The 25,220-nt window shown below is 62.1% G+C and carries 17 protein-coding genes and 1 riboswitch; of the genes, 6 read left to right on the plus strand and 11 right to left on the minus strand.

The window, feature by feature from the left end; all coding sequences use genetic code 11:
* Positions 1 to 201 precede the first annotated feature (201 nt).
* Positions 202 to 783 (minus strand): phosphoribosylglycinamide formyltransferase, encoded by a 582-nt coding sequence (gene purN, locus HMPREF2682_RS07785; protein WP_070832952.1) that lies wholly within the window; start codon positions 781 to 783, stop codon positions 202 to 204.
* A gap of 231 nt (positions 784 to 1,014) precedes the next feature.
* Between purN and HMPREF2682_RS07790 the strand changes: the two genes are divergently transcribed.
* Positions 1,015 to 1,605 (plus strand): 4-hydroxyphenylpyruvate dioxygenase, encoded by a 591-nt coding sequence (locus HMPREF2682_RS07790; RefSeq protein WP_070832955.1) that lies wholly within the window; start codon positions 1,015 to 1,017, stop codon positions 1,603 to 1,605.
* On the opposite strand, the gene HMPREF2682_RS07795 is transcribed toward HMPREF2682_RS07790, so the two are convergent.
* From HMPREF2682_RS07795 to HMPREF2682_RS07805, 3 genes are all read right to left on the minus strand, one after another.
* Entirely contained in the window at positions 1,583 to 3,955 is a 2,373-nt protein-coding gene (locus HMPREF2682_RS07795; protein ID WP_070832957.1) for a cell division protein PerM, read from the minus strand. The two genes, HMPREF2682_RS07790 and HMPREF2682_RS07795, sit on opposite strands and share 23 nt — an antisense overlap.
* A gap of 129 nt (positions 3,956 to 4,084) precedes the next feature.
* Entirely contained in the window at positions 4,085 to 4,519 is a 435-nt protein-coding gene (locus tag HMPREF2682_RS07800) for a PIN domain-containing protein (protein WP_070832958.1), read from the minus strand.
* 10 nt (positions 4,520 to 4,529) lie between these two features.
* Entirely contained in the window at positions 4,530 to 4,757 is a 228-nt protein-coding gene (locus tag HMPREF2682_RS07805; RefSeq protein ID WP_005506796.1) for a hypothetical protein, read from the minus strand.
* Positions 4,758 to 4,792: 35 nt separating this feature from the next.
* Positions 4,793 to 4,927, minus strand: a riboswitch (SAM riboswitch).
* A gap of 185 nt (positions 4,928 to 5,112) precedes the next feature.
* Between HMPREF2682_RS07805 and HMPREF2682_RS07810 the strand changes: the two genes are divergently transcribed.
* Together HMPREF2682_RS07810 and HMPREF2682_RS07815 are read left to right on the plus strand one after the other, a co-directional pair.
* Entirely contained in the window at positions 5,113 to 9,246 is a 4,134-nt protein-coding gene (locus tag HMPREF2682_RS07810) for a DEAD/DEAH box helicase (protein WP_070833049.1), read from the plus strand.
* A 208-nt stretch (positions 9,247 to 9,454) separates the two neighbouring features.
* The gene (locus HMPREF2682_RS07815) at positions 9,455 to 10,291 is read left to right on the plus strand and encodes an aldo/keto reductase (protein WP_070832963.1); all 837 of its coding nucleotides are present in this window, start codon (positions 9,455 to 9,457) and stop codon (positions 10,289 to 10,291) included.
* A 170-nt stretch (positions 10,292 to 10,461) separates the two neighbouring features.
* On the opposite strand, the gene HMPREF2682_RS07820 is transcribed toward HMPREF2682_RS07815, so the two are convergent.
* The gene (locus HMPREF2682_RS07820; RefSeq protein WP_083321778.1) at positions 10,462 to 12,996 is read right to left on the minus strand and encodes a helix-hairpin-helix domain-containing protein; all 2,535 of its coding nucleotides are present in this window, start codon (positions 12,994 to 12,996) and stop codon (positions 10,462 to 10,464) included.
* 412 nt (positions 12,997 to 13,408) lie between these two features.
* Between HMPREF2682_RS07820 and HMPREF2682_RS07825 the strand changes: the two genes are divergently transcribed.
* The gene (locus tag HMPREF2682_RS07825; protein WP_070832967.1) at positions 13,409 to 15,034 is read left to right on the plus strand and encodes a dehydrogenase; all 1,626 of its coding nucleotides are present in this window, start codon (positions 13,409 to 13,411) and stop codon (positions 15,032 to 15,034) included.
* A gap of 176 nt (positions 15,035 to 15,210) precedes the next feature.
* Here the strand turns inward: HMPREF2682_RS07825 and HMPREF2682_RS07830 are convergent, their stop codons facing one another.
* Together HMPREF2682_RS07830 and HMPREF2682_RS07835 are read right to left on the minus strand one after the other, a co-directional pair.
* Positions 15,211 to 16,686: an amino acid permease gene (locus HMPREF2682_RS07830; RefSeq protein ID WP_070832980.1), complete on the minus strand. Its 1,476-nt coding sequence runs from the start codon at positions 16,684 to 16,686 to the stop codon at positions 15,211 to 15,213.
* Positions 16,687 to 17,102: 416 nt separating this feature from the next.
* Positions 17,103 to 18,569, minus strand: coding sequence for an amino acid permease (locus HMPREF2682_RS07835; protein WP_070832983.1), 1,467 nt, complete (start codon positions 18,567 to 18,569; stop codon positions 17,103 to 17,105).
* Positions 18,570 to 18,853: 284 nt separating this feature from the next.
* On the opposite strand from HMPREF2682_RS07835, the gene HMPREF2682_RS09485 reads away from it, so the two are divergent.
* Both HMPREF2682_RS09485 and trmB read left to right on the plus strand, forming a co-directional pair.
* Positions 18,854 to 18,997: a hypothetical protein gene (locus HMPREF2682_RS09485; RefSeq protein WP_168167735.1), complete on the plus strand. Its 144-nt coding sequence runs from the start codon at positions 18,854 to 18,856 to the stop codon at positions 18,995 to 18,997.
* 207 nt (positions 18,998 to 19,204) lie between these two features.
* Positions 19,205 to 20,011, plus strand: coding sequence for a tRNA (guanosine(46)-N7)-methyltransferase TrmB (gene trmB, locus HMPREF2682_RS07840; RefSeq protein WP_070832987.1), 807 nt, complete (start codon positions 19,205 to 19,207; stop codon positions 20,009 to 20,011).
* 260 nt (positions 20,012 to 20,271) lie between these two features.
* Here the strand turns inward: trmB and HMPREF2682_RS07845 are convergent, their stop codons facing one another.
* The 4 genes from HMPREF2682_RS07845 to dnaK form a co-directional block, all read right to left on the minus strand.
* Entirely contained in the window at positions 20,272 to 20,778 is a 507-nt protein-coding gene (locus HMPREF2682_RS07845; RefSeq protein WP_070832990.1) for a heat shock protein transcriptional repressor HspR, read from the minus strand.
* 3 nt (positions 20,779 to 20,781) lie between these two features.
* Positions 20,782 to 21,774, minus strand: a complete 993-nt coding sequence (locus HMPREF2682_RS07850; protein WP_070832993.1) for a DnaJ domain-containing protein — start codon at positions 21,772 to 21,774, stop codon at positions 20,782 to 20,784.
* Between the two features lie 296 nt (positions 21,775 to 22,070).
* A complete protein-coding gene (locus tag HMPREF2682_RS07855) occupies positions 22,071 to 22,649 on the minus strand; it encodes a nucleotide exchange factor GrpE (RefSeq protein ID WP_070832996.1) in 579 nt (192 codons plus the stop codon).
* Between the two features lie 2 nt (positions 22,650 to 22,651).
* Positions 22,652 to 24,484 (minus strand): molecular chaperone DnaK, encoded by a 1,833-nt coding sequence (gene dnaK, locus HMPREF2682_RS07860; RefSeq protein WP_044150760.1) that lies wholly within the window; start codon positions 24,482 to 24,484, stop codon positions 22,652 to 22,654.
* Positions 24,485 to 25,220: the final 736 nt, after the last annotated feature.

Raw genomic sequence — 25,220 nt, forward strand, 5'->3', positions numbered from 1 at the left:
ATGCTTTAGACGTGCACGCCGGCTCTCGGCGGCACAGCTGGTGGATGGACGTAGCCTGCCAGGATCGACAGGATATGTGTGGGGGTATTCCCCGCCGCTGTGCACCTTCCCCTCAGGGGTACTCGGGTGCCACAACGGAACGTGTGTGGGCGGCGGGGTTGAGCTCGGCTCATTCCGCCGCGGATTATTTAGTGGACGGAATTAGCTGCCAGATGCAACGCTGTGGGATTCAGTGCCGTGAGATTCAGCGAGGGATGCGATGGTCTGCACGAGCAGGCGGCGCTCCTGCACCTTAATGCGTTCGTGCAGGGTCTCTTCGGTGTCGCCATCCAGAACGGGCACTGCCGCCTGGGCGAGGATGGGGCCGGTGTCAACGCCCGCATCCACAAAGTGGACGGTCAGGCCGGTAATCTTCACACCGTGCGCCAGAGCGTCACGCACGCCGTGCGCGCCCGGGAAAGAGGGCAGCAGGGCGGGGTGGGTGTTAATAATGCGGTTGCTGAAACGCTCGACCAGCTGCGCGTCAACAATGCGCATGAAACCGGCGAACACAATGTAATCGGGGTCGTAGGAAGCAATCTTTTCTTCCAGCGCGCGGTTCCAGGAGGGGCGGTCGGCGTAGTCGCCGGGCTGCACCAGGAAGGTGGGTACACCCGCCGCCTGGGCACGTTCAATACCCAGACAGGGCTTGTCGGCGCCCACTGCCGCAATGTCGAGGGGAAGCTCGCCCGCTGCTACAGCGTCGAGAATGGACTGAAGATTCGTTCCGGAGCCGGATACCATAACCACAATTCGCACCCGACTAGTATAACCCGTCTCACACCCTTATCCAAAGGGGTCAGAGGCTCACAACACACCTCAAGCCCAAAGGCGAGCACACAGAAACCCCGGCGAGACAAATCCTCACCGGGGTTCACTAGAGTTCACCAAGGTTCACCGGGGTTTGCTGGATACAAACTCAACAGGTCGCGAACTCAATAGGTCACAGACGAGCGGGACGGTACCCTTATAGGTATGTCTACTCCCCCGCAGAACACTCCGAACAACGCACCGAACAACACGCCGCAACAGCCCACCCCGAACAACGGCGCACCGCAGAACCAGCAGGTTCCCCCGCGAGCGCCGCAGCAGGCACCTCAAAACATGATGCCGCCGCATCGGGCGCCTCAGGGCAAGAAGCCTCGCAAGCCCATCGACCCCGTCGAGCAGCAGAAGGCGAACATTCGCACCTCACTCATGCTGATTGTTGCCGCGCTGGTGATTTTTGCGGCGTCATCCTTCGTGCTCTCCACGATGCCGCTCTTCTTGGCGCTTTTCCTCTTCGCACTGGTCGGCATCACCCTGAGCATCATCGCGATCGTGCGCACCGCAATCTACCGCGGCCCCTGGTTCTTCTACATTGCCGCGGGCGTCAGCATCATCTACGGCGCAATGACCCTGCTCGGTGGCATTGGTCTTGCCTTCATGCCCGGCGCGCAGGAGTACCGCGAGTGCCGCGCCGCCGCGCTGACTCAGACCGACATGTACACCTGCGATCAGAAGTTCCAGGGCACGATGGACAAGCTCACCGGCGCGTCCAGCTCTAGTTCTTCTTCGGCGCGCTAGAGCCCTGGGGCTTCGAGGAGCTGACATCCAGCGGGGGCAGCTCCACGGTAGACGCCTCATCGGTCACCAGCGGAAGGATGCCGGTCTGGCTACGAACCTCAAAGATGCGGCTCATCGCCTGATCGGCGGAGAGGACATCCAGCTCGCGGTCCACAAAATCACGCTCTAGGCCGTTCTTCTGCTTCTTGCGTGCCGCCTTAGCCGCCTTCTTCGCCTCACGTTTCTGCGCGCGGTCGTTGGCGCGGTCCTGAGCGGAATCCTGCGGAGCGGGTTCAGCGTGGGTACCCTCTGCGGACTCGGAACCCTGCGCCGCGGCGGGCTGTTCAATACCAAAGCCGAAGTACGCCATAATGCGGCTCGCGCGACCCTTAGAACGCGGCGCCTGCTCTGCAGACTCGTCAGTGACAGATACGCGCTGAGATTCCGCAGGTTCAGCAGCCTCGTAGACGGGCTCCTGAATCAGCTCGCGAGTCTCCTCCTCGGAGGGGTCATGCGCGTACAGGGCGGGGTCATAGGATGCGGGCTCGGCGGATGCTTCGATGCTCTCGTAGTCCTCCACCTGTGCAGAGTCAGCGTGAGCAGAGTGCAGGTAATCGACCTGCTGAACGGCCTCAATCGGCTCGTACTCCTCAGCGGAGTTTTCTTCAGCAATAAGCTCTTCAGAGGCGGGCTCTTCAGCTACCTCTTCGTGTTCTGCAACAATCTCGGCGAAAGCGTCCGCCGCCGCGCGCTGCGCCAGCTGCTCGGTCGCCTCCACGGGGACGGCAACCACCGGCTCCTGCGGGTGGACCGGCACGTGACCGGTCGCCACCTCAGATACAACAGACTGCTCAGGCTCAGCAACGTTCTCGGAAGTCTGTGCGCGTGCCGCCTCCTCAGCTTCACGTTCAGCCGCCTCGCGCTCTGTTGCTTCACGCTCAGCCGCTTCACGTGCGGCGGCTTCCTCAGCCTCACGCTCCATACGCTCCGCACGCGCCTGCGCACGCTGCTCACGGTACTCCGCAAAACGCTCACGGGTCGAGACAGTAAAGCTCATCAGACGCTCACCCAGGTTCGGGCGCTCATCCGCAAAACGAGGCAGCTCACGGCTGCTATCCGGTACCAGGGCGCGGCTCAGCAACATACCAAAAGTCACGCCGGCACCCACCGTCAACGCGGTATGCGCCGCAAAAGTCAGCGGCTCAGCACCAACCTCCGTAAAACGACCAATACCCAGGGAGCCGTACGAAATCCAGCCCAGCCACAGGGCACCAAACGACGTCATAATACCGGTCATCATGCCCAGCACCACCGCAGAAATCAGCGCAGACAGCGGGCGGAACGGAACCTTCAGGGCAACCCACTCATCCAGGTGATCCTCACCCTCACGCAAGAACCACCAGCCAGCAATCGCACCGGCACCCAGCGGCACCAGCAGACCCACCAGACCGAACGTGCCCATTGACTCGGGCACAGCACCCAGAATCGGAAGCATCGGCAAAGTACCAACATCACTACTGGTCAAACCAACCGAGGTACCCGCACCAAAGGAGAAACCGGCACCGGTCGACCACGCAATCGCATAAATCACCAGGTTCGGCAAGAAACCCAGCTGCAACAGAGTCACCGCAGTATCACCCACAGCGCCCGCATGCAGCTCCTGGTAGGTGGCAACAATCTGCGACCAGCCCGCCAAAATACCGATACCCAAAAGCACCGCACCCAGACCAACCAGCGCCACAAAAGCAACCACCGCAGCACGCACCACAGCCCAGGCATACGAACCCGCCCAACGCGAATACTGACTCATCTGCGAAATCTGCTCCGCAGTATCAACACCCACCATGCGCGAGAGCGAACGCGCCTCACGGTAGCCACCCCACATCAGACCAGCCACCACAATACCCAAAGGCACCAGGGCAGCATTCAACGCCTGAAGAGGCTGCGGATGCGGGCTCGCCCAACCGTACATCGCCGAACTAATCAGCGCATACGTCACCGAACCGGACAGCACCGGAATCAAAAACTCACCCTCATACGAGGCGCGCGCCAGGCGACGACCCGAACGGTAACAGAGCAGCAGAGGCAGAACACTCAAACCCAGCGGCACCAGCGTCATCGTGCCGGCAGAAGCACCAAAAGCAGCCGCAAGATCCAGCGGAACACCGTGAATCAGAAGCCACAGGTGCGCCGACATGGCGGCCACGGAGGAGAACTCCATGTCGCCAAAACCCTTAGTCGCCCACACGGCAGACATCGCCGCAAACACGGCAAGCGCAGAGAACAGGGCAGTAACAATTAGCTCAACAACACCCTGAAGCCACAGAGGCATGGGCATGGAATAACGCGAGATAGGTGAGGTGCTTTTCATCGTCCTTCAATCATGCCACGAATTAACGACGAAACCCGCCTCCGATTAACACTCGAAAGCGGGTTCTCACAACTATTCGCACAGGTATTCATACAGACACGCACGCGAGGGCGTGTATCCTGTGAAGTTTTACTGCTCAGTCCACGGGTTGGAAGCCTGCACACCCCAGGCGCGGTACACCTGCGCCTTAGAAGAAATCAGCTCCAAATCATAGGCGCTCGCGCTCGCCGCCATCAGACCCTCCAGGGCGGCAGTAGGCAGCGGACCGGCATCATCACGGCCCACGGCGTGCACGCCGGGCGGTGCCTGGCGGCCCGCCCACTCGAGGCTCACACGCGCATCCACGTTAATAACGTGGTCGCCAAAGCGTTCGAGCAGCTCGGTAATCCAGCGATTAGTTTCCGGGTAAGGGTACAGGCCCTTCAGCTCGCCAATACTCAGCACAGAAATATACATGTGTCGGAACGAGCGGCGGCGCAGAAAAGCGACCACGGCGGGGTCTGGATCCGCCTTACGGATCTCCGCAAGAACGTCGGAGTCCAGGAGCATACCGGAGAAATTCATACCCCTAATGCTACGCTACGCGCAGACCGGCGTACTCAATAGCGGGAATGCCCTCGGGGTTGGGCAGAAGAAGGAAGTTCAGGAACTCGTCGCGCTTAGAAGAAATGCGGGAGTAGTCGTCAATGCTGACTGCGGTGTATCCGCCTCGCGCGGGGACAGCTGCGGCACGCAGGCTTTCCTGGTAGGAGCGGGAGGGGTTCAGAGAGATTGCTGCTTCGGTTGCAGAGCCGTTGTACATGTGACAACCTGCGCCGTGAGTGGCGCGATCCTTTCGCGTTGCTCTTGTCTGTACCGGTTACCACCGGTTATTCCGGTGGTGAATACAAACCGCTTCGTCATCCGAGCCACCCGTGAACATGGGGTTGGCGTTCGACCATAGTCGGAGCTTATCAGTCGAAACTCTTGAAGCTGGGTTCAGCTTACAGCATTTTCTCAAGTTAAGTAAAGCGTTTTTTGAAAGAGATTTAGACTATTAGCGTTTTTGCTTGTGGAAGCGTTTTTGATGGCGGGAATTTTTGATACGGTGCGGAATATTTTATGTAAATATAGGTGTTTTTATGCATCAAAAACGCATCCCGCGCACCCGCCCGGCAATGACCGGCGGCAAGGCGCAAACCCGCACGATACGCGATAATGAGCTGGTGAGCGCCAACAATCCTTTCCCCGAAATTCCGGTTACCGTACCGCAAATCATCCGCCAGGTCGGGCACCGCACCTACCAGCGCGGTGTCGCCTACCAGCGCAACCGCGAAGTCATCCGCTACAGCTACGACGAAGACGAACGCACCCTCACCGGGCTCGTCAACGGAAGCACCATCATCCCCTACGAAGTGACGGTTCGCTTCTTCCCCGCTGTCAGCGGCTCCGCGACCTTCACCGCCCGCTGCACCTGCCCCGTGCTCACCGACTGCAAGCACGCCGTAGCGCTCATGCTCACCGCGCTCGACCGCGCCTCCGTAGCGAAAAAGGCACTCAGCGAACACCCCGGACCGGTCGGCGTACCAAATGCTGGCTCTCATGGCGTAGCTGCGAAGAGCGCAGATGTTGCTGAGGCGAAGAAATCCGCCGACCCGCTCGCGGCGCTGCGCGCATCCGGTGCACTCACCACCGCGGCAAAACTGCCCGCACCCGATGCAGAAAACAACATCGCAGAACAGGGCACTGCGGCACACGGTACGCGCGACGAGGCGCAGGGAAGCTTCGCGCTCAACGAGCTGGGCTCTTCCCCTACCGTGCTCGATGGTGCCACCTCCAAGATTTCTGCCTGGCGACGCGACCTCTCCTCCATCCTTTCCGCACGTCAGGACCTTGCGGGCATCGATTCGATGCGCGTGAGCGGCGCCCTGGATTTCTCACTGAGTGTCTCCGGATCCTACGCGCGCGGCCGCAATATGCCCGGCGCGACCCCCAGCATTAACCTGCTCGCCCGACCGCTCATGGCGTCCAAAACCGGGCGTTGGATCAAGGGCGGACTCAGCTGGGAAACCTTCGCCTCCAGCGTGGGTGGCCCCGTCGGTCGGCACGAAATCTACCCCGAACACGAACGGTTCTTCGCCGAGCTCTACTCGATTGCCCGCCCCTGGCAGAACATGTACTCCTCGCACCGCGATTGGATCTCAATTAGTGCTTCTGCCTCCACTCTGCTCTGGGATGTGCTCGCCCGCGCGGAGGATATTGGCCTGCCCCTGCTCGTCAACGGCCGCGAGGTGAACTACGCCGTGCTGAGCCCCGCGCAGGTGCGCCTGCACGCCGCCGCCAGCGAAGAGAAGCACGCGGAAGGCACCGGGTTGCAGCTTCAAGCCGCGCTCAGCTGGGAAGGACGCGAAGGCGAACTGTTGCGCCAGCTCTGGCTACCCGCCGCACACTGCCACCCCATCGGCACCCCGCGCACCGGCTTCTTCGCCCTGGGTGGGTTGGTGCAGCAGGAGTACGAGCAGGCGGCAAAGGCGGTGCACTGGAAGACCGCGCGCCCCGGTGCGCTGGACGAGGTGGGTCGCGAATCCTTTGTGCAGAAGGAGGCGCCGGCTGAGGAGGCTGAGAATAGCGCGCCGACGATTGCCCCGGTACAGGGTGAGCGGGTGCGCTACTCCCCCGCCGTGCCCGAGCTGCCCGAGGGTGTGGAGTTGGCGCTCATCCCCCTAGTCGAGCCGCTTGATGCCGCCTCCGAATCGCTCATTAGCACCGGAACCGTGCGGATTCCCGCCGCGGAGCGCGCCACCTTCCAGAAGGAGTACCTACCCGCGCTCAGCCGCTCCATTCCTTCACTGACCTCCGACCCGGCGCTGGCGCTGCCGCGCGTAAAGCCGCCGCATCTGGTGCTCGAAATCAGCTTTGACGAGCAAGTTCCCCACGACGCGCAGCTGAGCTGGCATTGGGAGTACCCGCTGAACCCCTTCGCGGAGGACAGCGCAGATGAGGCGAGCGCGCAGGATTCTGCGGGCGCCTCCGAGGTGCAGTCCCTTCCCGTTTTCGGCTACCCCGGAGAAGAGGGTGGCGAGATTCGTGATGAGCGTTTTGAGGCGCGCGTACTGCGTTCGGTGCGCGCAATTCTTGCCGCCCATCCGGCGCTTTCCGGGTTGGAGGAGCGCCGCATTGAGGGGTGGGAGACCCGCGAGCTGCTGAGTGCGATTCTGCCGAAGCTTCGCCGTGTTTCCGCTGTTCAGGTGCGTTTTAACGGCACCCCGCCGGAGTTCGTGGAGGCAACCGACGCGCTCATCGAAATCACCGTGAGCGAGGGCAATTCTCGCGATTGGTTCGGTCTGGGCATTGCAGTGAAGGTCAATAACTGGACCGTGCCCTTCGCCCAGATCTTCGAGGCACTCGACCGCGGGGCGGACCGTATTCTGCTCGGTAGCGGCACCTACTTCTCGCTGCGTCGACCCGAGTTTAAGACCCTGCGCACCCTCATCGCGGAGGCTCGCGAACTCGACGATGCGGGCGGTGAGCTGCGCATTAACCGGCACCAGGCGGGGCTGTTCTCGGAGCTGGAGTCGCTGGCGGCAAGCGTGCATACGACCGCGCGGTGGGATGCGCAGGTGCGTTCGCTGTTGGAGCTGGTTGAGGGCCTGGAGGATGCCGAAGAGAGTGCCGAAGAGAACCCCGAAAAGGGCATTGAAAAAGCACTCGACAAGGGCACTCAGGGTTTTCCCGCACCCCAGAAGGCGTCCCGTCGGGTTATCGCTCAGCGCCCGGTACCCACCGGCCTGCAGGCGACCCTACGCCCCTACCAGGTGGAGGGTTTCCAGTGGTTGTCGTTCCTGTACGAGCAGCGTCTGGGCGGTATTCTCGCCGACGATATGGGTCTGGGTAAGACCGTGCAGGCTCTCGCCCTGCTCGCCCACGCGATGGAGGAGCACCGTGCCGCCTCCGAACGTGCCGCAAAGCGAGGTGAGAGCGTCGAGCCGTTCGCGCCCTTCCTCGTGGTTGCGCCGACCTCCGTTATCGCCAACTGGGCGGCGGAGGCTGAGCGATTCCTGCCCGAGGCGAAGGTCGTGACCATTACCGAAACCACCGCCGGTAAGACCCCGCTGGCCGAGCGGATTGCCGGGGCGCACCTGGTGCTGACCAGCTACACGCTGCTACGCATGGATGAGGAGGCATACACCGGCTACGCCCGCACGCTGGGCCAAGCCGTCAACGAGTTCACGGGCGAGCAGTCCGCCCCCGAAGGCTGGGGTGCGCTCCTGCTGGACGAGGCGCAATTCGTCAAAAACACCGGCACCCGCGCCTGGTCCATCGCCCGCGCAATGCCCGCCCGCACCAAGATCGCGATGACCGGCACGCCCATTGAGAACAACCTCATGGAGCTGTGGGCGCTGCTGGCGATTGTGGCGGACGGCCTGTTCCCCTCCGCCCGTGCGTTCCGTGACCTGTACGCTCGCCCGGCGGAGTCTGGCGAGGACCCGGCGCACGCCGCGGCGACGGCGGCTCGTCTGCGCCGGCGCATCCGCCCGCTCATGCTACGCCGCACCAAGGAGCTGGTGGCGGCGGAGCTTCCGGCGAAGAACGATACGCGCGTGAACCTGCCGCTGGCTCCCGGTCACCGCCGCATCTATGACACGCATCTGCAGCGTGAACGCCAGAAGGTACTGGGCCTGCTGGAGGATATGGATAAGAACCGGTTCACGATCTTCCAGTCGCTGACCCTGCTGCGCCGCCTGGCGCTTGATGCCGCGCTGATTGACCCGGAAGCCTACGCCGGGGTGTCGTCGGTCAAGCGCGACTACCTGGTTCAGCAACTACCCGACCTGCTCGAGAAGGGCCACCGTGTGCTGGTGTTCAGCCAGTTCACCGGCTACCTCAAGAGCATTTCGGCGCGCCTGGCGGAGGAGGGCATCGGTCACCTGTACCTGGATGGTTCGACCCGCAACCGTGCAGAGGTTATTGAGGCGTTCACGAGCGGTCAGGAGCCGGTGTTCCTCATTTCGCTCAAGGCTGGCGGTTTCGGTCTGAACCTGACCGAGGCGGATCACGTGTTCATTATGGATCCGTGGTGGAACCCCGCCGCCGAGCAGCAGGCGGTGGACCGTATTCACCGCATCGGCCAGGACAAGGAGGTGCACGTCTACCGTCTGGTCGCCGAGGGCACGATTGAGGAGAAGGTCATGCAGCTCAAGGAGTCGAAGGCCGCGCTCTTCGATGCGGTGGTCGGTGAGGGCGAGTTCGCCTCCGCGGCGGTGACAGCTGAGGATGTGCGCGAGCTCTTTGCGCCGGCTGTCGAGCGATAGCCGCCCTCCAGCCTGAGCGGTACCCCTCGAGTCTGAGGAGGTGTCTGGCCCCCGTCATTTTTTTGTCATTTGGTTACGCCTCAGGCTAGATTCACGCCCGATTCTGGCCCGGCTCTTTTCAACGGGGGCTCTGGGGCGTAGCCTTGTAGAACTATCCAAAGCAACTCTTCGGGAGGCGCCGCCTCCCCATAGATTCCAAAGGAGCATCATGAGCTACAACGTACCGAACGTAAAGTTCAACGACGGCCGAACCATTCCGCAGCTGGGCTACGGCGTGTGGCAGGTTGAGGACGAGGTCGCTGAGAAGGTTGTGGGCACCGCCCTGCAGATTGGCTACCGCCACATCGACACTGCAGCTATTTACGGCAACGAGGCGGGCGTGGGCCGCGCTATCGCTAACTCCGGCGTGGCTCGTGAGGACATCTTCCTCACCACCAAGCTGTGGAACTCCGACCAGGGCTACGAGAGCGCTTTCGAGGCGTTCGACGCTTCTCTGAAGAAGCTGGGCACCGACTACGTTGACCTGTACCTGATTCACTGGGCTAAGCCGCAGCAGGGCCTGTACCTGGATTCGTGGCGTGCTCTGATTGAGCTGCAGAAGCAGGGTAAGGTCCGTTCGATTGGTGTTTCGAACTTCCCCGAGGAGCAGCTGCGCGAGATTATCGAGGAGACCGGTGTGGTTCCGGTCATCCACCAGGTTGAGCTGCACCCCTACTTCTCGCAGGAGGCGCTGCGCGCCGTTCACGCCGAGTACGGCATCGCGACTCAGGCGTGGAGCCCGCTGGGTAACGGTAGTGACCTGCTGCAGAACCCCGTGCTGGCTGAGATCGCGGAGCGCCACGGCGCAACCCCCGCGCAGGTCGTGCTGGCGTGGCACCTGGCTAAGGGCACCGTGGCTATCCCGAAGTCTGTGACCCCCTCCCGCATTGAGGAGAACCTGGCGTCGGTGAACGTGAAGCTGACCGCCGAGGACATCGCGGCTGTAGATGCGCTTTCCAGCCCCGAGGGGCGTATTGGCGCTGACCCGGCGAACATTGACTTCTAAGGTGTAGCTCGGGCGTATAGCTCGATACACACCTAAATAAAGCCCCGACAGGCACGGATAGTGCTTGTCGGGGCTTTTGTGCACTCTTGCGGAAGCTGAATTTTTAGCGAACGCTCATTCTTGGATTGCCCAATAAGTCGGCGACCACTCTGTATCTAGCTCTCCCCCCGCTAGTTCTCGTCCTCTACCAGCAGGGAGAGGGAGATGCGGCGGCGCGCCGGGTCGACCTCCACGACACGCACCTGCACGATGTCGCCGCTACGCACAATGTCGTGCGGGTTCGCCACGTAGCCGCGGCTCATCTGCGAGATGTGCACGAGGCCGTCCTGGTGCACGCCAATATCCACGAACGCGCCGAATGCCGCCACGTTCGAGACGGTGCCCTCGAGTACCATGCCGGGGCGCACGTCCTCGAAGTGCGAGACGGACTCGGAGAAGCGGGCGGTGCGGAAGCTACCGCGCGGATCCAGGCCGGGGCGGCGCAGCTCGGCGAAGATGTCCTCGACCGTGTACACGCCCGCGGTGCCTTCGTCCGCGCTCGCCTGAGTATCGCTATCCTGCACGTAGTCGGCGGGGTTCAGCCCGGCGAGCGGGTCGGTTCCATCCGAGGTACCCAGGGCGCCGGCAACCCAGTGGGCGCCGTTGCGTGCCTGCGCGTCGGCAATAATGCGGCGCGCGAGCGGGTACGCTTCCGGGTGCACGGCGGAGGCGTCCAGCGGCTCCTCACCGCCGCGGATGCGAATAAATCCTGCCGCCTGCCGGAAGGTCTTCTCGCCCAGTCGCGGCACGTTCAGCAGCTGCTGGCGGTTCGCGAAGGGACCGTGTTCGGTGCGGTAGGCGACGATACGTTCGGCGGTTGCGGTGCCCACGCCCGCCACGTGCGCGAGCAGCTGCACGGAGGCGCTGTTGAGGTTCACGCCCACGGCGTTCACGCAGTCTTCGACGGTGTCGTTGAGGGCGCGGCGCAGGGCGGCGGGCGGCACGTCGTGCTGGTACTGGCCCACACCGATGGACTGCGGGTCGATTTTGACGAGCTCGGCGAGCGGGTCCTGCAGGCGGCGTGCAATCGAGACGGCGCCTCGTACGGTCACGTCGTAGTCGGGCAGCTCGGCGGCTGCGAGCGCGGAGGCGGAGTAGACGGAGGCACCCGCCTCCGAGACGGTCACCTTCTGGGGTGCTTCTACGCCCTCCTCGCGCAGGAGGCGAATCAGCTCGCTGGCGAGCTTGTCGGTTTCGCGGCTTGCGGTGCCGTTGCCAATGGCGATGAGTTCCACGCCGTGCTCGCGGCATGCGGCGGCGAGCTCGCGCAGTGCTTCTGCCCACTGGTTGCGCGGGGCGTGCGGGTAGACGGTGCCCACGCGCAGCGGCTCACCGGTGCCGTCAACTACGGCGTATTTCACGCCGTGGCGCAGGCCCGGGTCCAGGCCGAGGGTGGTCTTGTGTCCGGCGGGTGCGGCGAGCAGAATATCGCGCAGGTTGGAGGCGAACACCTCGGTCGCGTGCTGTGCGGCGGCGTCGAGCAGCTGGTGGCGGATGCGTTCGGCGAGGCGCGGGCGCAAGTGGCTGCGCCATGCGGTGCGGACGGTGGCGGCGAGCCAGCCGAGCACGCGGTCTTCGTCGTCGACGGTGTTGAGCACCTGCACGGGGATGCGCAGCGCGGCGGCAACTTCACGCTCGTATGCAGAACGGACGTTCTCGTAATTTTCGGCGGCGGCCTCCGCCTCGGCGCGGGCGGCACCGCGCAGGCGGCTGAGCGCCACGGGGGCGGGCGCCACATCCACCTTGAGGCGTACCACGCCGGCATCCTTGGCGCGGTGCAGCGCCAGCACACGGTGCGGCGGGATGGAGCGAATACGGTCTGAGAAGGCGAAATAGTCGGAGAACTTCGCGCCGTCGCTCTCGTGACCGGCAATCACGCGGGACTCAATCACGCCACCCTCACGCAGGCGCTTAAGGAGCTTTTCGCTCAGTACCGGGTCGGTGAGGGCGCGGTCAATCAGGATCGCGCGGGCGCCGTCGAGGGCTTCTTCGGCGCTGTGAATCTGCAGGGCTTCCTCCGCCTCCGAAGCTTCAACGCCCTCTTCCTCATCCTCTTCGGCGCCGTCGGTAATGTACGCGGCGGCAATGGCGTGCGCGTCAGCGAGGGGCACCTCCAGCAGGTCTTCGACGAGGGAATCAAGCCCGGCGGCACGCGCCATCTGCGCGCGGGTCACACGCTCGCTGCGGTACGGGGCGTAGATGGCGTTCACGTCTGCGATGGTGGCGGCGTTCATGAGCGAGGAACGCAGCTGCAGCAGGGTGAGCGGGTCGATGAGGCCTTCGTCGGCGCGTTCGGTGAGCGCTTCGAGCACGCGGTTGCGGCGCTCTTCGAGGGCACGGAGCTGGCCCAGGCGGGTCTGGATGGCGCGCAGCTGGGTGTCGGTGAGCGCGCCCGTTGCTTCTTTGCGGTAGCGGGCGATAAAGGGTACGGAGTTGTCGGCGTCAAGCAGCGCCACGGCGGCGCGGATGCGGTGCGGCGCGATGCCGGTTTCTACGGCGAGCGCGTTGATGAGGTACTCGGCGGGCTGCTCAGTCTTGCCACCGGTTTCGTGTTTTTCGCGGTGTGCGGCACTGCTGGGTTCGTTGCCGGCGGCGCTACTGGGCGCAGGGTCTGCAGCTCGATCCGCGCGCGGGCGGATGCTACTCGGGAGGGGGTGTTCGCTCATCCTTCCAGTTTCGCATATTTCGCCGCGGCTCATGGGTTGGCCGGTAATGCTGAGAAAAGAGTCAGCGCGGGGCGTATTTTGCTCGCCTGTGCGGGTGCGGGTAAGCGTATTTTTCTATCGCATCTTCTAATGCAGATTACGAGTCTTTACGCACATTTTGCCCTGTGGGTGCGCTAAACGTTGTCATCTTTCCGTAAGAAACCGTGTTAGGGGTTCACGTATTTGAATAGTGCTTAGTTTCAGCGATAAATTTAGATAAAAGAGCATATTTTTTGAAAAAATATCGCTTATTCATGCAGATAAGGGGTGGCCTCACACCACGCAAACGCCCTTGTCTGCGTGCACACATTCAGGGTTTCGGCGGCACGGTACGACAAGGTGCCGCCACATCCCGCAGATGAAAGAGGGACCCATGCGCGAACAAGCCGCGCTATCAAACGCTCCGGAGGGCTACTTAGATTTTCACGACGAGTACGCGGAACTCATCGCCGAACTCGCCGCGCTGGGGTTCACCCCTACCCAGGTTCTCCGCCGCCTCAATTTTCTGTACCCGCGCATCAACAAGAAGCATCTGAACTATGCGCTGGACTCCGGCATCTGGCAGTTTGGCCCGGTCACGGCAGACGCCCCGAGCTACACGGTGCTCGCCTGCGGCCTCTGGTACGTTTTCGCGGAAGCCTACGATCTGCCTCCGGAGCCCGAGTATGCGGCGCTGATTCTTGATTGCGATATTATTCACGACCTGCCGTCCGCGCTGGAGGCACGCCACTTCAACAATGAAGACATTGCGCACGTTCTGGCGAAGATTGGCGCAACGCTTAAGTACCTTGCCGCACACCCCTACTCCCAGCTGGAGGAAGAAGCCTACGCGCAGACCCTCGAGGACATCCGGCTGCGCGGCGTAAAAGAAATCGGTACCGAGGGCGGTAGCCTGTACACCCTGCTTGCCGCCAGCATGGAGGGCGAATCGGCGTGGCCGGCACCGGTTCAGACGGTTAACGACTACCTCGGTGACGGCGACTGGTCCTTGGGCATGCTCCGCACCGGCATCTACCCGGCGGAGGCGCTCGAGAACGAGTGGTATATCGACGCCGCGGCAGTACCCGAGGATTTTGCACCGAAGACTCTGAGCCTGTTTTTGAGCTATTGTGCCCGCTACGACCGCGAGCCGACAGCGCTGAACTACGGCTACTGGTCTACCATTCCCACGCTGATTGAGCAGGTGCCGCCGCTGGGTGCGGTACGCGCCAAGTTCGGCTCCTGGCAGACGACTCTGCATCGCGGACGCACGCAGATTGCCCGCGAGCTGCGCCTGTGGACGAAGAACGAAGCAAACGCAGCTGCCGTGGAGTCGGGTGCCGCTGAGCCGAACGAGGCCGAGGCGAGTGCCACTGAGTCGGGTGCCGCTGAGGAGCTTGAGCTCCTCAACGCTGAGCTGACTAATGCTGACGCTGAGCTGACTAATACTGAGCTCACCGAAGCAGAACTAGCAGAGCCGGATACCCCGGACGGCTCCCCTGCGGGCGCTCCCGCAGAATCGGCAGAACCCGCACGTCTGAGCGCCCGCGAACTCACCGAGCAGGGCATCGGCGTGGTGCAGACCGCCCACACCGACCTGGCGGCGTACCACCGCACCCAATGGGAACAGACGGTGGAAGTCTTCGGCGAACGCCTCGCGCAGCTTGCCTGGAACCGCCGCCTGAGCACCTACTACTTCTTCGACGGAGCCTGCCTGGAAGACGCCGACCCGACCCCCGTGGTGACGGTTTTCCGCTCCCCCACCGGCTTCCTCTGCGAGCTTGAACCCACCGTCGAGGCGCTGCCCGCCTTCGACCCGGAGTTCCTGCAGGAGCACGGCTGGAGGCACCCGGTACCGGTGCATGCACTGTGGAACCTGCACGCGCTCGACCCGCTGGAGGCAGCTGCCGCCGTCATCGAGGCGATGCGTTCCGGTTGCGGTTGTGAACGCTGGGATTTCTACCGCACCGATGACGACAACGACCCGCTTGCCGAAGAGGCTGAGATGGCTTCCGTCTAAGCAAGCACTCCCGCGAGCCTCTCGTCGGGTTCATCCCTGGAGACAGCGAAAGCCCGCGTCCCCGCTCCCTGAGAGGAGCAGGTGACACGGGCTTTACGCATGCGCTGATAGCCGGTACCGAGATAACCGGCACCGATAGCCGGCGTGGCTTAGCGCAGGTGCTTAGCGTGGAGTGCTTAGCGTGCCGAGAAAATCTCGGACGCCTCCACAATCGCAATCTGCGCGGTGCGGGTAGAGATTGCTTCGTGGCGGCGTGCATCCGCACGGCGCTTGAAGAACCAACCAATACCCAGAATCACGAACCAGACGGGCATCGCGAGCAGACCCCTGAGGGTTTCTTCATCCATGGCCAGCACACCGATGGTGAAGGCGAAGAACACCAGCGACAGCCACGCGGAGAAACGGCCGCCGGGCAGACGGAACTTCGACTTCTCGTGACGCGAGGGGAACTTCTTGCGGTACATCAGGTAGCTGACCATAATCATCGCCCACGCAAAAATCACGAGTACCGCAGCCACGGTGGTGACCAGGTTGAACGCGCTAGAGATTGAGTCACCCGCGTAGAGCAGCACGATGGAGGACAGCAGCATCACGGCGGAAAGGAACAGCGCGTTACGCGGCACACCGTTCGTGGAAATCTTGCCCAGGAAGGCGGGTGCGCTACGCTCGCGTGCCAGGCCGAATGCCATGCGCGAGGTCGAGAAGATACCGGAGTTCGCCGAGGAGGTTGCGCTGGTAATCACCACGAAGTTGATGATGTGCGCGGCGATGCCCAGGCCCGCCAGGGTGAACATGGCGACGAAGGGGCTGTTGTCGGGGCTGACAAGGCGCCAGGGGGTAACCATCAGGATGATGGCGAGCGCACCCACGTAGAAGACCATGATGCGCACGGGCACGGCGTTAATTGCCTTGGGCAGGGTCTTTTCGGGGTCCTGGGTTTCTGCGGCGGTGGTACCGACCAGCTCGGAGCCCATGAACGCGAAGACGGCGATCTGGAATGCGCCAAGGAAGCCGATGAAGTGGTTGGGGAACATGCCACCGTCGTTCCAGAGGTTCGCGACGGATGCCTGCGCGCCGCTGGGCGAGGTAAAGCCGATAGCCACGAGTGCGCCACCGACCACAATCAGGGCAACAATCGCGACAATCTTAATCATGGAGAACCAGAATTCGATTTCGCCGAAGTTCTTCACCGAGACCAGGTTCAGCACCAGGAGCACGCTGATAACGGCGAGCGCCGGAATCCAGGCTTGCAGGTCAGGCCACCACATGCGCAGGTAACCGACGATTGCGATGATGTCCGCAACTGCGGTGACCACCCACATGAACCAGTAGGACCAGCCGAGGAAGAATCCCGCCATGGGGCCGACCAGGTCGGTGGTGAAGTCGGAGAAGGACTTGTACTTCAGGTTCGACAGCAGGATTTCACCCATGGCGCGCAGCACCAGGAAGATGACGGCGCCGATGAGCATGTACACGAAAATGACGGAGGGGCCGGCGACGGAGATAGCGCGTCCGGATCCCATGAACAGGCCGGTGCCGATGGCACCGCCGATAGCGATGAGCTGAATATGTCGGTTGCTCAGACCGCGGTGCAGTCGTTCTCCCTGTTCGGGAGCTTTAGGATTCAGGGTGACGTTGTTCTGTTCAGTCACGACGTCCTCTTTTCTGCAGTTAGGCCCCGTAGCGCATATAGTGCATGGTGGATGAGGGTTTTTCGGTGTCATCCGGTAGGTTTCGCGTATAGATATGCAACCACTATTAATGCGGGGCAGCCCCGGCTTTCGGGGCGGAAGATGCGCTCAACCATGGTTCGCGCCGCATCCGGGGCGCGTTCAAACATCGCCCGATGCGGGTACCTTTGGGAGCTTACACATCTGTTTGGATAGATATTCTACACGCTTTGAACGGTGAATGAAATGTTTTTCAGCTCTTGGTGTGTCGCGAATCTATTAAACAGGTCACTATCTGCCGCCTGACGGGGGCTAATAGACACAGAAAACCCCGCCCTGCGCATCAATCAAGAATGCGGGGCGGGGCTCACACAAACCAGCCGGAGGAGAGCTGAAGACTACTTCTGACCAGCCTTGTCAGCAGTGCTCTCAGTAGCCAGCGCGCGAGCGCGCTTCGCGGCGTGGCGGCGGGTTAGGATCTCGTAGCCAATCGCCAGAACAATGAACCAGATGGGGGTCAGTGCCAGACCGATTGCGGTGTCCGGGTACAGGCTCAGGGCGTAGACCATCACAGCAAAGAAGACCAGGCCAAACCAGCTCATGCCGATACCCCAGGGCATCTTATACTCGGATGCCTCGTGGCGTTCGGGGAACTTCTTGCGGTAGACCAGGTACGCAATCAGGATCATGCTCCAAGTGAAGATACCCATCATCGACGCCACGGAGGTCACCACGGTGAACGCCTCCATAATGCCGCTACCGGCGTACAGCATGACCAGGCTGAACAGCAGCAGCACGGTGGTCAGGTACAGGGCGTTGGCGGGCACACCGTTCTTGGTGAGCTTACCCAGTGCGGAGGGTGCGGCACCGTCGTGTGCCAGACCGTAGACCATGCGGGAGGTCGAGAAGATACCGGAGTTCGCCGAAGATGCGGCGGAGGTCAGCACCACGAAGTTCACCAGCGAGGCTGCAACAGCAATACCCGCCAGGGAGAACATGCCCACGAAGGGGCTCATGGACTTATCCAGCTTATCCCAGGGGGTCACGGCGAGGATGGTCATCAGCGGCACAGCGTAGAAGAGCGCAATGCGGAAGGGTACCGCATTAATCGCCTTGGGCAGGGTGCGTTCGGGGTGTTCGGTTTCCGCCACGGCGGTACCGACCAGCTCAGCACCCACGAAGGCGAAGAGCGCAATCTGGAAGGCACCCAGGAAGCCCGTCAGGCCCTGGGTAAAGATACCGCTACCGGAGGGGCCGGGGCGATCCCAGAGATTTGCTACAGAGGCGACGGTACCGTCGGGCGCGGTGAAGCTGAAGGCAACCATGAGCGCACCAACAATAATGAGGGCGACAATGGCGACGATTTTAATGACTGCGAACCAGAATTCGATTTCACCGAAGTTCTTCACCGAGGGCAGGTTCAGCAGCAGCAGAGCCACGATAACGGTCAGCGCCGGGATGAAGGCTGGGATTTCCGGCCACCAGTATTTGATGTAGCCGGTAATAGCAATGACGTCCGCGATACCTGTGACGACCCAGAAGAACCAGTACGACCAGCCGACGAAGAAGCCGGCGCGCAGACCGAGGATGTCGGTAATGAAGTCGGTGAAGGACTTGTACTTGGGGTTAGAGAGCAGAATCTCGCCCATGGCGCGCAGAACAAAGTAGATGACGCTACCGATAATGGCGTACACCAAGACGATGGAGGGGCCGGTCAGGGCGATGGTCTTTGCTGAGCCGAGGAAAAGGCCGGTGCCGATGGCGCCGCCAATAGCGATCAGCTGAATGTGTCGGTAGCTTAGTCCGCGCTGAAGCTTGGAGTGCTCAGCTTCGGAGTCTAGGCCGGTGACGGAGTTGTGCTGCATTGGCTGCTGTGTCACGTATTTCTCTTTCCTGCGTCGATTCGCCCTAAATTTCACTCGGGGGCGAGTCCGGGTGGTTGGTATTCGTGCATAATCCTGAACGGCGCGCCAGGAGGCGGTTCCCGCGCATCCATAGCTTGCGCGGTGCGCTGGGGCTTGTAAACTCCGATTTCGCGGAGCTTCCGACTTCTTGCATCGCCGATAAAAGGTTATGCAGAGAATGCATAATTTCAAATTTTACCCCCTCATACCCACACAAGCACACAGAACCCAACGGGAGCAGAATTTTGAGATGGAGCGCGCCCCTGAAAACGCATAAGGCTTCGCCTAAAGCAGGCTCCAAGCTGGACGCAGCAACCTTCGGTAAGCTCATCTCCGGCGCAGAGACCGCACTCGGCGCGGGTCTGGCACTGCTGGGCTCCAAGAAGTAAGCCCCACAAGCTAACTCACTCAAACAACCTCACGAAAGTGCGGCGGGAACAGTCTTTGTTCCCGCCGCACTTTTGTATGCGCGCTGACTTTCTACGCAGCCCAGGCTGGCGCACACCACCTACCCACACACGGCTAGCTCAGCATCACCCAGCCCGAGCAAACCGCGAAACCGCACGGTGCAGCGGCCCTGCGCTATTCTTTTAGGTATGTCTACTGAGAACACGCAGCCTAGCCAGGCACCCGAATCCACCGAAGAAAAGGCCAAGAAGCCGGTTCCCGAGGAATTCTTCCGCCAGCCCTACTCCTTCGTCCGCCGCGGCGACCGCCTCACCGCACGCCGCCAGAAGGCGTGGGACGCCTACTCCCCCACCCACGTGCTGGACATCCCGCGCCTGCGCACCGACACCTCCGTCGCACCCGAGGCGACCTTCGACCCGGTTAAGATTTACGGCCGTGAGGCGTACCAGGTCGTCGAGATCGGTTCCGGTCTGGGCGAGGCAATCGTGCACCGCGCAGCTGAGGTGCCCGAGGCGAACTTCCTCGCCGTTGAGGTGTACACCCCCGGCATCGCGGATCTGCTTCTGAAGATGGGCAACGCCGGCGTGGAGAACGTGCGTGTGGCTCAGGCGAACGCGCCCGAACTGCTCGACAACATGCTTGAGGAGAACTCCGTGGACGAGCTGTGGGTGTTCTTCCCGGACCCCTGGCACAAGTCCCGCCACCACAAGCGCCGCCTGGTGTCCCCGGCGTTCGCTGATAAGGTTGCGCGCGTGCTCAAGCCTGGCGGCATTTGGCGTCTGGCGACTGACTGGGAGGAGTACGCCCTGGTCATGCGTGAGGTTCTGGAGGCGCACCCCGACTTTGAGAACGTGAACCCCGGCGCCGGTGCGACCGAGGAGGATCCGTTGGGTGGTTGGGCTCCGCGTTGGGAGGGTCGTACCCTCACCAGCTTTGAGCGTAAGGCTCAGGAGGCGGGCCGCCGCGCGCACGATCTAACCTACCGCCGCAAGTAAGCAGCGCCGCAAGTAAGCCGAGGCAGCACCGGCATCAGGTGGCGCAGGTTAGCGCGAATATACGTTAAGGAGGTGAGGCTCCCCGATCATTCGGGGAGCCTCACCTCCTTGTGTGTGGGTCCAAGTGCATGCGGGGCGGGGGTCTACCCTCCCTCTCGCGGCGTATACACAAAGACGCACAAGCCTATATGGGTGGCCGACTAGCGCAAATGAGCTAGAACAGCCGAACCGTTTATCCCAGTGTAGCGGGTTTAGCCGGTTTAGCGCTGTGGCTTCGTATCATCCGCCGTAACCGGCTGGTGACGCTGACGGTACAGCACCACAGCCGAAGAACGCTGACGAGGCGCCGGGCGGGTACCGCGGGCAATATGCACCACGTCGCCGCTGGTACCGGCGGCGAACACGCGCTCCGCCATGCCCATCTTCACCTTCGCGTCCTCAACCTGACGCTGCAGCGCCGCAATCTGCTCCTGCTGCTCCTCCACGAGGGACTCCAGCTCAATAATGCGGCGAATACCCTCCAGGGAGACGCCCTCCTGCGAGAGCTGCTGAATCTGCTGCAGACGGTTCACGTCACGCTGCGAATAGCGGCGCGCCTTACCGGGCGCACGCGAAGGCTGGACCAGGCCGATGCGGTCGTACTGGCGCAGGGTCTGCGGGTGCATGCCCGCCAGCTCAGCCGCCACAGAAATCACGAAAACCGGCAGGTCCACGCTGTGCAACGGCTTACCGTTACGGGACTTAGATGATGATTCTCGAGATGCCATGGTTTACTTCGCCTTCTTCAACAGATCCTTACGCGGGTTCTCCTGCGGAGCCAGTTTTACGAACTTATCGAATGCTTCCTTTGCCTCTGCGCTCAACTCGGTGGGCAGAACAATCTCCGGGATGACCAGCAGGTCGCCGTCGCCGCCCTTAGCCTTGAAGCCGCGGCCCTTAGCGCGCAGTCGGCGGCCGACCTGGCCGGGTGCCAGGCGCAGCTTCACGGTGGATGCATCCGGCAGGGGCACCTCAATCACTGCGCCGTCGACAGCCTCAGCGAGGGTGACGGGCGCGCGCATAATCAGGTTGTTACCCTCGCGCGAGTACACGGAGTCATCGGAGACGCGCACGGTGACCTTCAGGTCGCCGCCGCGCAGGCCCTTGCCGCGCAGGCGCACCTTCTGGCCGTCCTTAATGCCTGCGGGGATGCGTGCCTCGGTGTGAGAGCCGTCCGGCAGGAACACGGTCACGGTCGCGCCGGTGTATGCCTGGGCGAGGCTGATGCGGGTGCTGGTGGTACTCTCTTCGGGGGCTGCGTGCTGTGCGCCGCCGAAACCGCCACCGCCCATGCCGCCGAAGTCGGCGCTGGTGAAGCCTGCGGAGCGTCGGGAGCCGCCTGCGCTACCGCCGAAGAGGCCGCCGAGCAGGTCGTCAATGTTGATGCCTGCGCCGCCGTTGCTGAAGCCGCCGAATGCGTCCGCGCCGGGGTAGCCGGTGTAGCTGCCACCGCCGAAGCCGCCGCCTCCGAATCCGCCCATGCCTGCGGCACCGTAGCGGCGAATCTGGTCGTACTCTTCGCGCTGCTTCTTGTCGGAGAGCACGTCGTATGCTTCCGAGATTTCCTTGAACTTCTTCTCTGCTGCGGCGTCGCCGGGGTTCAGGTCCGGGTGGTACTTGCGGGAGAGCTTGCGGTACGCCTTCTTGATGTCGCTTTCGCTTGCGTCTTCGCTGACACCCAGTGCCTTATAGAAGTCGTCGGTTAGCCAGTTTTCACTTGCCATGTTGTGTTTCTCCTTCTGCGGTGATGCGCCGCCCTCCTCGGTTACGGGACGGCTTGCAGGGGCACCGCGTACTTGTCTTAATACTCTATATAAAAGTTTAGTCTACTTGACTCAATTTTGAAAGGGTTGAGTCCAAAAAATTGCGCCCCTACAAGCCTCTTGACCGCCGCCACAGCTCACCGAAACCCGCGCCAACGCTGGGCATAGTAGCTCAGGCAAACAACAGGGCGGGCACTCCCCACCAGGGAGAGCACCCGCCCGTCGTTAGTTATTCAGCCATTGCTGAGCCGACCACCTTACGGTGCGACAGCCACAGCCACCTGAGCGGTACGAACCACACGGTCGTTCACGCGGTAGCCGTAACGCAGAACCATGGAGACATGATCCTCGGCCACCTCGTCGGTGGGCTGCTGCAGTACAGCTTCATGGATGTTCGGGTCGAAGGCATCGCCTACTTCACCGAAGCGCTCCACGCCCTGCTTGCTGAGCAGCTCTTCGAGCTTCGCAGCGATGGAGGCGAAGGGGCCGTCCTGCAGGTCGCCGTGCTTGCGTGCGGCGTCGATGTCGTCGAGCACCGGCAACAGTGCGCCGACCAGGTCACCGATTACGAAGTTTCGCAGCTGCTCCTTTTCGCGGGCGGTGCGGTTCTTGTAGTTGGTGAACTCTGCCTGCAGGCGAAGCAGGGAGTCCAGGCGCTCTGCGGCGAGTGCCGCATCCGCAGATTCTGCTTCTACGGCGTCCTGGAGCTCAGCCTCGACGGCTTCCGCAGCGTCTTCGGCAGTTTCGACCGATTCAGCTTCGGGGTGGCCTTCCGCTGCGGGGGCGTTGAATGCCTCCTCCAGCGGGTCGGGGGTGATGTTTTCCTGCTCAGCCATGATTACTTCTTCTCGTCTTCGTCGATAACCTCGGCGTCGACAACGTCCTCGTCAGCGGCGGGCTTGGACTCGGATGCCTCAGCCTGTGCTGCTGCGTAGAGTGCCTCGCCCAGCTTGGACTGGGATGCCTGCAGCTTCTCGAATGCGGACTTCACTGCTGCGTCGTCGTCGCCCTCGAGTGCCTTCTTCAGCTCGTCGACATCGCCCTGAACCTCGGTCTTGACGTCCTCGGGCAGCTTGTCGCCGTTCTCCTTCAGGAGCTTCTCGACGGAGTATGCGACGGACTCAGCTGCGTTGCGGGTGTCAGCAGCCTCGCGGCGTGCCTTATCCTGCTCTGCGTGTGCCTCTGCGTCCTTGACCATGCGGTCGATGTCTTCCTTGGAGAGGGAGGTGCCGCCGGTGATGGTCATGGACTGCTCAACGCCGGTGCCCTTGTCCTTTGCGGAGACGTGGACGATGCCGTTTGCGTCGATGTCGAAGGTGACCTCAATCTGGGGCACGCCACGGGGTGCGGGGGCGATGCCGGTCAGCTCGAAGGTACCCAGGTTCTTGTTGTCGCGAGTGAACTCACGCTCACCCTGGAAGACCTGAATGGTCACGGAGGGCTGGTTGTCCTCTGCGGTGGTGAAGGTCTCGGAACGCTTGGTCGGGATTGCAGTGTTGCGCTCGATCAGCTTGGTCATCACGCCGCCCTTGGTCTCGATACCGAGGGAGAGGGGGGTGACGTCGATCAGCAGAACGTCCTTACGGTCGCCCTTCAGCACGCCTGCCTGCAGTGCTGCACCCATTGCCACGACCTCGTCGGGGTTCACGCCCTTGTTGGGCTCGCGGCCGGTGAGCTCCTTGACGAGCTCAGCGACGGCGGGCATACGGGTGGAGCCACCGACCAGGATGACCTCAGAAATCTCGGAGATGGACACGCCAGCTTCCTTGATTACGTCGAGCACGGGCTTCTTGGTGCGCTCGAGCAGGTCGCGGGTCAGTTCCTCGAACTTTGCGCGGGTCAGCTTCTCATCCAGGTGGATGGGGCCCTCGGGGGTCACGGACAGGTACTGCAGGGAGATGTTGGTGCTAGAAGCGCTGGACAGCTCCTTCTTAGCCTGCTCAGCTGCCTCCTGCAGACGCTGCAGAGCGATCTTGTCCTTGGACAGGTCTGCGCCGGTGTTTGCCTTCACCTGTGCGAGCAGCCACTCGACGATGCGCTGGTCCCAGTCGTCGCCACCGAGGCGGTTGTCACCGCTGGTTGCGCGAACCTGAATGGTGGAGAAGCCGTCGTCATCCTTGCCAACTTCCAGCAGGGAGACGTCGAAGGTACCGCCACCGAGGTCGAAGACCAGGATGAGCTCGTCTTCCTTACCCTTGTCCAGACCGTATGCGAGTGCTGCGGCGGTGGGCTCGTTGACGATACGCAGGACGTTCAGGCCTGCAATCTCGCCGGCTTCCTTGGTTGCCTGACGCTCAGCGTCGTTGAAGTATGCCGGGACGGTGATGACGGCGTCGGTGACAGTGTCGTTCAGGAATGCCTCTGCGTCACCCTTCAGCTTCATGAGGATACGAGCGGAGATTTCCTGCGGGGTGTACTTCTTGCCGTCGATCTCGGTGGTCCAGTCGGTGCCCATGTGGCGCTTGACGGAGGAGATGGTGCGGTCGACGTTGGTCACTGCCTGACGCTTTGCGACGCTACCGACCAGAACCTCGCCGTCCTTGGAGAATGCGACGACGGAGGGGGTGGTGCGGGTGCCCTCTGCGTTAGCGATGACGACCGGGTCGCCACCTTCCAGTGCTGCTACGACCGAGTTGGTGGTACCGAGGTCAATACCTACTGCACGTGCCATATGTTTATTCACTCCTTGTGATCAGTGCCCCGCTTCTTCTAATGCGAGGCGGGTTAGTTTGAAAGTTGTGGAGGCGGTCGGTGCTGCGCGTGCCGCCCCGTGTGGGGTGGTCTGCGCGGCTCCTTGAGCCTCATGTACTCAAGTATGCACCCTCTCAGAGGGCGTGTCAATAGGGTTGAGCGAACTTTACTCAACTTTTTTTCGCGGAGGTGTGTGAGGGGCGGGTTTTTTAGGGTTCTGGGGCAGTGTTTTGCGGGTGATTTTGGGGCGGCGGCGAGGCGGGATTGGGCGGTTTTACCGCGAAATTCCGGGGGTTTCGGGTGGCGCAAGGGTGCGGCGCAACGATTCAGCGCACGGCAGACACTGCCGGGCTAACTGGGCGAAAAAAATTTTAAAAATCTTTAAAAAGGGGTGAAAAACCCGAAAAATTAGGGTGCGAGAGGTGCCGGAAGGTGGCATAAGGGCACCTTGTATAGGGTGTGCGGGGCGATTTTTAGGCACGATTTTTGAGCCGGGAAGCTAGACCTCTAACAGTGTTGCTAGAGGTGCGCTTCGTGCGGGTGCCCCACAACCACGAGCACCCACCGTGAGACATCACAGCGAGATATCAGATAATCATCCCTCTTATATAGGGAGCAATATATGGAGTATCTGCCCGCAAGCTCCATCGCTCACCTTATGGAGGTATCTCTGCTCGTCCGATCCGCAATTCTCTAACCTTCACCTGTGGCTTGAG

This window comes from Rothia sp. HMSC061D12 (assembly GCF_001836735.1).
Taxonomy (GTDB): Bacteria; Actinomycetota; Actinomycetes; order Actinomycetales; family Micrococcaceae; genus Rothia.

Excerpts from the sequence above, each read along its gene's own strand:
- purN (WP_070832952.1), bottom strand. The coding sequence starts at position 783 with ATGGTATCCGGCTCCGGAACGAATCTTCAGTCCATTCTCGACGCTGTA.
- HMPREF2682_RS07790 (WP_070832955.1), top strand. The coding sequence starts at position 1,015 with ATGTCTACTCCCCCGCAGAACACTCCGAACAACGCACCGAACAACACG.
- HMPREF2682_RS07795 (WP_070832957.1), bottom strand. The coding sequence starts at position 3,955 with ATGAAAAGCACCTCACCTATCTCGCGTTATTCCATGCCCATGCCTCTG.
- HMPREF2682_RS07800 (WP_070832958.1), bottom strand. The coding sequence starts at position 4,519 with ATGAATTTCTCCGGTATGCTCCTGGACTCCGACGTTCTTGCGGAGATC.
- HMPREF2682_RS07805 (WP_005506796.1), bottom strand. The coding sequence starts at position 4,757 with ATGTACAACGGCTCTGCAACCGAAGCAGCAATCTCTCTGAACCCCTCC.
- HMPREF2682_RS07810 (WP_070833049.1), top strand. The coding sequence starts at position 5,113 with ATGACCGGCGGCAAGGCGCAAACCCGCACGATACGCGATAATGAGCTG.
- HMPREF2682_RS07815 (WP_070832963.1), top strand. The coding sequence starts at position 9,455 with ATGAGCTACAACGTACCGAACGTAAAGTTCAACGACGGCCGAACCATT.
- HMPREF2682_RS07820 (WP_083321778.1), bottom strand. The coding sequence starts at position 12,996 with ATGAGCGAACACCCCCTCCCGAGTAGCATCCGCCCGCGCGCGGATCGA.
- HMPREF2682_RS07825 (WP_070832967.1), top strand. The coding sequence starts at position 13,409 with ATGCGCGAACAAGCCGCGCTATCAAACGCTCCGGAGGGCTACTTAGAT.
- HMPREF2682_RS07835 (WP_070832983.1), bottom strand. The coding sequence starts at position 18,569 with ATGCAGCACAACTCCGTCACCGGCCTAGACTCCGAAGCTGAGCACTCC.
- trmB (WP_070832987.1), top strand. The coding sequence starts at position 19,205 with ATGTCTACTGAGAACACGCAGCCTAGCCAGGCACCCGAATCCACCGAA.
- HMPREF2682_RS07845 (WP_070832990.1), bottom strand. The coding sequence starts at position 20,778 with ATGGCATCTCGAGAATCATCATCTAAGTCCCGTAACGGTAAGCCGTTG.
- HMPREF2682_RS07850 (WP_070832993.1), bottom strand. The coding sequence starts at position 21,774 with ATGGCAAGTGAAAACTGGCTAACCGACGACTTCTATAAGGCACTGGGT.
- HMPREF2682_RS07855 (WP_070832996.1), bottom strand. The coding sequence starts at position 22,649 with ATGGCTGAGCAGGAAAACATCACCCCCGACCCGCTGGAGGAGGCATTC.
- dnaK (WP_044150760.1), bottom strand. The coding sequence starts at position 24,484 with ATGGCACGTGCAGTAGGTATTGACCTCGGTACCACCAACTCGGTCGTA.